Here is a 5,359-nt window from a genome sequence, read left to right as displayed (position 1 = left end):
CGTGCCGCAGCCGGGCGGCGAGCCGGCGTGCCTGGTTCGCCCAGTCGGCCCTCGGCTCCGCGAGTACCGGTGGTCCCGGCGCGGCGGCCACCTGCCGGTCGACCAGGTTGCGGTTGAACGGTACCAGCCGGGTGTGCCAGAGTTCGTCCACCGTCGCGATGATGTCTGCCGGCGATCCGGTGTTCTCCAGCAGCACGTCGGCGGCTGCCTGTCGCTCGGCCGCGGGGGCCTGGGCGGCGATGCGGGCGCGGGCGGCAGCCTCGTCCATGCCGCGGTTGGCCACCATCCGGCGCACCCGCTCGTCCTCCGGCGCGTCCACCACCAGCACGAGGTGGAAATTGGCGCCCTGCCCGGTCTCGACCAGCAGCGGGATGTCCTGCACGATAATGCTGTCCCTGCCGGCGTCGGCGGCCAGCTGGGCGGCGCGGGCGCGCACCAGCGGATGCACGATGCCGTTGAGCAGCTGCCGTTTGCTCTCGTCACCGAAGACGACGGCGGCGAGCGCCGGGCGGTCCAGCCGCCCGGCGCCGTCGAGCACGGACGGGCCGAAGGCCTCGACGACGGCGCGCAGGCCGGGCGTGCCCGGCTCCACTACCTCGCGGGCAATGGCATCCGCGTCGACCAGTACCGCCCCGAGTTCGGCCAGGCGCCCGGCCACCAGCGACTTCCCGGCGGCGATGCCGCCCGTGAGACCAACCTTCAGCATTCCGCCAGCTTAGCCGCCGAGGGCCCCGCCACGAGCATGCGAGCGGTGGGAGGCGGCTAAGCGTTAGCGTTCACTGCCTCCCCCGCACGCCTCGCGCACAGTCCGGGCTGTTCCGCCCCGACGAAGACAGCCCGCATGGCCCACCACAGGGTTTCCGGTGCGGCGCAGCACGGCAAATGGTCTGTCTCGGTCCGTTCATCGTCCAGCCGGGCCGGCCGCTTCCGCAACGGACACCGGCGTGTCGCGGGGGCGTGCCTCCCGTAGACTGGAGTGTGTGATTGCCGCCTCCCCCGCCAGCTACACGACCATCGACGGGGAACACCGGCATGAGCTCGAGATCAAGCGCTCGCGGTTCATCACCGTCCTGCGCCGGGTGGAAACCGAGGACGAGGCCCGGGCCCTGGTGGCCGGGCTGCGCAAGGAGTTCCACGACGCGCGGCACCACTGCAGCGCATTCGTGCTGGGACCGGACCGCGGCGTGCAGCGCTCGAACGACGACGGCGAACCCTCCGGCACCGCCGGCATCCCGATGCTAGAGGCCCTGACCAAGCGGGAAACCGCGCCCGGGGCGGCGGACCTCAGCGACGTCGCCGCCGTCGTCGTCCGCTACTTCGGCGGCATCCTGCTCGGTGCCGGCGGCCTGGTCCGGGCCTATTCGGACTCGGTCTCGCAGGCGCTGGCCACGGCCCGGCTCATCCCCCGGCGGCGGATGCGGCTGTTCGCGGTCCCGGCCCCGCACGCCGGCGCCGGCCGGCTGGAGAACGAGCTGCGCTCGGCCGGGCTTACGGTCCTGGGCACCGGCTACGAGGAGCGGGGCGCCCTGATCAACGTGGCGCTGGCGGACCAGCCGGAGGTGGTGGAGGCCTTCCACGCCCGGCTGGCGGCGCTGACCGCCGGCGGGCCTGCACCTGAGCCGCGCGGCACCAAATGGGTGGACCTTGCCTGAACTGGACTTTGCCGCGCTGCGCCGGTATCCGGACATCGAAGCGGACAACCTCTACGCGCACGACGCCGCCGACCGCCTCCTGCTGGACACCGCGGCGCAGGCGCTCGCCGGCTGCGCCGCGGACCGGTTGGCAGTGATCGGGGACCGGTACGGGGCGCTGACCCTCGGTGCGGCCGCGCGGCACGGCCTGAGCGGCATCCGGGTGCACCAGGACCCGCTCTCCGGCGAGTTCGCGCTGGGCATCAATGCCCGTGCCGCGGGCCTGGCGGCGGCCTACGCCAACCTGCCCCTGGACGCCGGCCTGCTGTTCGGCGCCACGGTGGTGCTGCTGCGGCTGCCGCGTTCGCTGGAGGCACTGGAGGAAATCGCCGCGCTGATCGCCGCGCACGCGGACCCGGCCGTGCAGGTCTTCGCCGGCGGGATGGTCAAGCACATGGCGCCGGCCATGAACGAGGTGCTGGGCCGGCACTTCTCCTCGGTGGCCGCCGGGCTGGCCCGGCAGAAGGCGCGGGTGCTCACCGCTGCCGGGCCGGTGCCGGGCGGCGGCACCGGGTTCCCGCTGGCGGGAACCTACGACGTCGGACTCCCGCAGCCGCTGCAGCTGCGGGCCTACGGCGCGACGTTTGGCGGCGCGAAACTGGACCCGGGCACCCGGTTCCTGCTGCCGCAGCTGCAGCGGGCCCGGGCGGCGGACACTGCCGTGGACCTTGGCTGCGGCAACGGGACGATCGCCGTGTACCTGGCACTGTCCCGGCCCGGCCTGAAGGTGCTGGCCTGCGACCAGTCCGCCTCCGCCGTCGCCTCCACCGCGGCCACCGCTGAGGCCAACGGCGTCGCCGGCCGGGTCAGTGTGCTCAGGGACGACGGGCTGGCCGGGCAGCCGGACGGTTCGGCCGCGCTGATCGTGCTGAATCCGCCCTTCCACGTCGGCCCGACCGTGCACGCCGGGATCGCGCTGAAGCTCTTCGCCGAGGCGGGCCGGGTGCTGGCCCCCGGCGGCGAGCTCTGGACCGTCTGGAACTCGCACCTGCGTTACCGGCCGCAGCTGGAGCGGCTCGTCGGGCCAACGCGCCAGATGGCCCGGAACCCGAAATTCACGGTCACCGTCTCCACCCGCACCGCAGGAATTGGTCAGTAGATGCGGCCTTCGGACGGAAATGGGTCGGTAGATGCCGCCTCCGACGGATTCCTGGCACCGCCTTCGCCGCCGGAGCTGGCCGAACGGATCCGTCCGCTGCAGGAACTGGCTCCGGACGCCGTCGTACACCGCCTGACCGCCGCGCTCATTCTGGGGATTCCCCTGCCGCCCGCACTCGAATCGCCCGGAAGATAGAGCTGGCGTCCCCGCCGCGCTGCATCGCCTGCGCAGGCCGGGAGTGCATTGCCGGCGGCTGAAAGCGGCTCCGGGGGATGTGGTCGATCATGACGGAATCCGGATCACCCCGCCGGAGACGAAGCCGCGCCTGGCCATCCTCGATCTTGGCCTGCCCGAACCCGTTCTGGACTGGGCGATTACGGATGCGCGCGGCCGGGAAGTGGTGTGGCCGGATCCGGTGGTCCCCGAATACCGCGTAGCGGTCCAGTACGACGGCGGGCACCACCGGATGCAGCTTCGGCGCGGCTTGGACCAGTACCGCGACGGGATCACGCTGCTGCACGGCTGGCGCAATATCGTGATCGGGACCGAGACATTCCGGCCGCGGATTGCGACGGCGCCGCGGCGGATACGCGGGGCCCTGTGGCACCGGGGCTGGGATCCGCGCACGCCGCTTGCGTCGCCGAACTGATCGGAGGGTTCCGTTCCGCAGCCGGCCCGTTCAGCGGAATTGTCCGCCCGGTGCCGGAAGACGGCGGCCGGCTTCTTCCCGCGGACCACATCTACTGACCGGTTTCCGCGGGAAGGGAGCACCTGCTGACCAATTTTTTTCCATACAGACAGGAGAGGGCCCCGCACCGGATGGTGCGGGGCCCTCTGCTCAGCCAGGCGATTAGTGGCCGGTGAGCTTTTCGCGCAGGGCGGCCAGGGCCTCGTCGGAGGCCAGGGTGCCGTGCTCGGCAGCCGGAGCCTCGGAGGAGTAGCTGGTCGGAGCGGACTCGCCGGCGCCGGAAGCGGCAGCGGAATCCTCGGCCAGGGCACGGGCAACCTGCTTCTTGTGGGCTTCCCAGCGGGCCTGGGCCTCGGCGTACTGCTGCTCCCAGGCGGCGCGCTGTGCCTCGTAGCCTTCGAGCCACTCGTTGGACTCCGGGTCGAAGCCCTCCGGGTACTTGTAGTTGCCCTGCTCGTCGTACTCGGCGGCCATGCCGTACAGCGCCGGGTCGAACTCGGTGCCCTCGGGATCGACGCCCTCGTTGGCCTGCTTCAGGGACAGCGAAATGCGGCGGCGCTCCAGGTCGATGTCGATGACCTTGACGAACAGCTCGTCGCCGACGGAGACGACCTGCTCGGCCAGCTCCACGTGGCGCTGCGCCAGCTCGGAGATGTGGACCAGGCCCTCGATGCCGTCCTCGACGCGCACGAACGCACCGAACGGAACCAGCTTGGTGACCTTGCCCGGAACAACCTGGCCCAGCGCATGGGTGCGGGCGAAGGTCTGCCACGGATCTTCCTGGGTGGCCTTCAGGGACAGGGACACGCGCTCGCGCTCCAGGTCCACCTCCAGCACCTCGACGGTGACTTCCTGGCCGACCTCGACAACCTCGGACGGGTGGTCGATGTGCTTCCAGGACAGCTCGGAGACGTGCACCAGGCCGTCGACACCGCCCAGGTCCACGAACGCACCGAAGTTGACGATCGAGGAGACGACGCCCGGACGGACCTGGCCCTTCTCCAGCTTGTTGAGGAAGGTGGAGCGGACCTCGGACTGGGTCTGCTCCAGCCAGGCGCGGCGGGACAGCACCACGTTGTTGCGGTTCTTGTCCAGCTCGATGATCTTGGCCTCGATCTGCTGGCCGATGTACGGAGCCAGGTCGCGCACGCGGCGCATCTCGACCAGGGATGCGGGCAGGAAGCCGCGCAAGCCGATGTCGAGGATGAGGCCACCCTTGACGACCTCGATGACGGTACCGGTGACGACGCCGTCCTCTTCCTTGACCTTCTCGATGTCGCCCCAGGCGCGCTCGTACTGGGCGCGCTTCTTGGACAGGATCAGGCGGCCTTCCTTGTCCTCCTTGGTCAGGACAAGGGCCTCGACCTGGTCGCCCACGGCGACAACGTCCCCGGGATCAACATCATGCTTGATGGAGAGCTCGCGGGAGGGAATGACACCTTCGGTCTTGTAACCGATGTCGAGCAGGACTTCGTCGCGGTCGACCTTGACGACAGTACCTTCGACGAGGTCACCATCGTTGAAGTACTTGATGGTGGCGTCGACGGCTGCGAGGAAGTCCTCAGCGGTGCCGATGTCGTTGATGGCGACCTGAGGGGCACCGGGCTTCTCGGTGGAGGTGATGGTCATGTAGTAGGGGCTCCGATGTGGATAGTTTTCTTGGTTCCAGAAGCCCGGCGCACAACAGTGCCCCGGCCGCCCGGAAGTGGACTTTTGGGAATTGCATGCGCATTACGCGCCCGATAAGTCTAGCCGGTGCGCCCAACTCGGGTCAAAAGTGCGTGATGCAGTACGGCCGCACCGGCTGCGCCATGAGCCGGTCCAGCCGCGCCACCGCCTCCGGCTCCCCCGCCAGCCTGCCGGCCGCCGCCAGCGTGCGGG

At 70.5% G+C, this 5,359-nt stretch carries 5 protein-coding genes; 3 read left to right on the top strand and 2 right to left on the bottom strand.

The features are described 5' to 3' along the window. Positions 1-706: dephospho-CoA kinase (gene coaE / locus ACFQ36_RS20415; RefSeq protein WP_377017003.1), on the bottom strand; the 706-nt coding region annotated here is incomplete at its 3' end. A 265-nt stretch (positions 707-971) separates the two neighbouring features. On the opposite strand from coaE, the gene ACFQ36_RS20410 reads away from it, so the two are divergent. The 3 genes from ACFQ36_RS20410 (at position 972) to ACFQ36_RS20400 (ending at position 3,439) form a co-directional block, all read left to right on the top strand. Further along, positions 972-1,652, top strand: coding sequence for an IMPACT family protein (locus ACFQ36_RS20410; protein ID WP_377017005.1), 681 nt, complete (start codon positions 972-974; stop codon positions 1,650-1,652). Next, positions 1,645-2,790, top strand: coding sequence for a class I SAM-dependent methyltransferase (locus tag ACFQ36_RS20405; RefSeq protein ID WP_377017000.1), 1,146 nt, complete (start codon positions 1,645-1,647; stop codon positions 2,788-2,790). Before ACFQ36_RS20410 ends, ACFQ36_RS20405 begins: the two co-directional genes overlap by 8 nt. A gap of 274 nt (positions 2,791-3,064) precedes the next feature. Continuing rightward, positions 3,065-3,439, top strand: coding sequence for a hypothetical protein (locus ACFQ36_RS20400; protein ID WP_377016998.1), 375 nt, complete (start codon positions 3,065-3,067; stop codon positions 3,437-3,439). A 201-nt stretch (positions 3,440-3,640) separates the two neighbouring features. On the opposite strand, the gene rpsA is transcribed toward ACFQ36_RS20400, so the two are convergent. Next, positions 3,641-5,107 (bottom strand): 30S ribosomal protein S1, encoded by a 1,467-nt coding sequence (rpsA, locus tag ACFQ36_RS20395; protein WP_377016996.1) that lies wholly within the window; start codon positions 5,105-5,107, stop codon positions 3,641-3,643. Positions 5,108-5,359: the final 252 nt, after the last annotated feature.

The organism is Arthrobacter sp. GCM10027362 (genome assembly GCF_042679445.1).
Classification (GTDB): Bacteria; Actinomycetota; Actinomycetes; order Actinomycetales; family Micrococcaceae; genus Crystallibacter.
The sequence above is the reverse complement of the archived record's forward strand: the minus strand, read 5'-3'. Positions and strand labels throughout refer to the sequence as shown.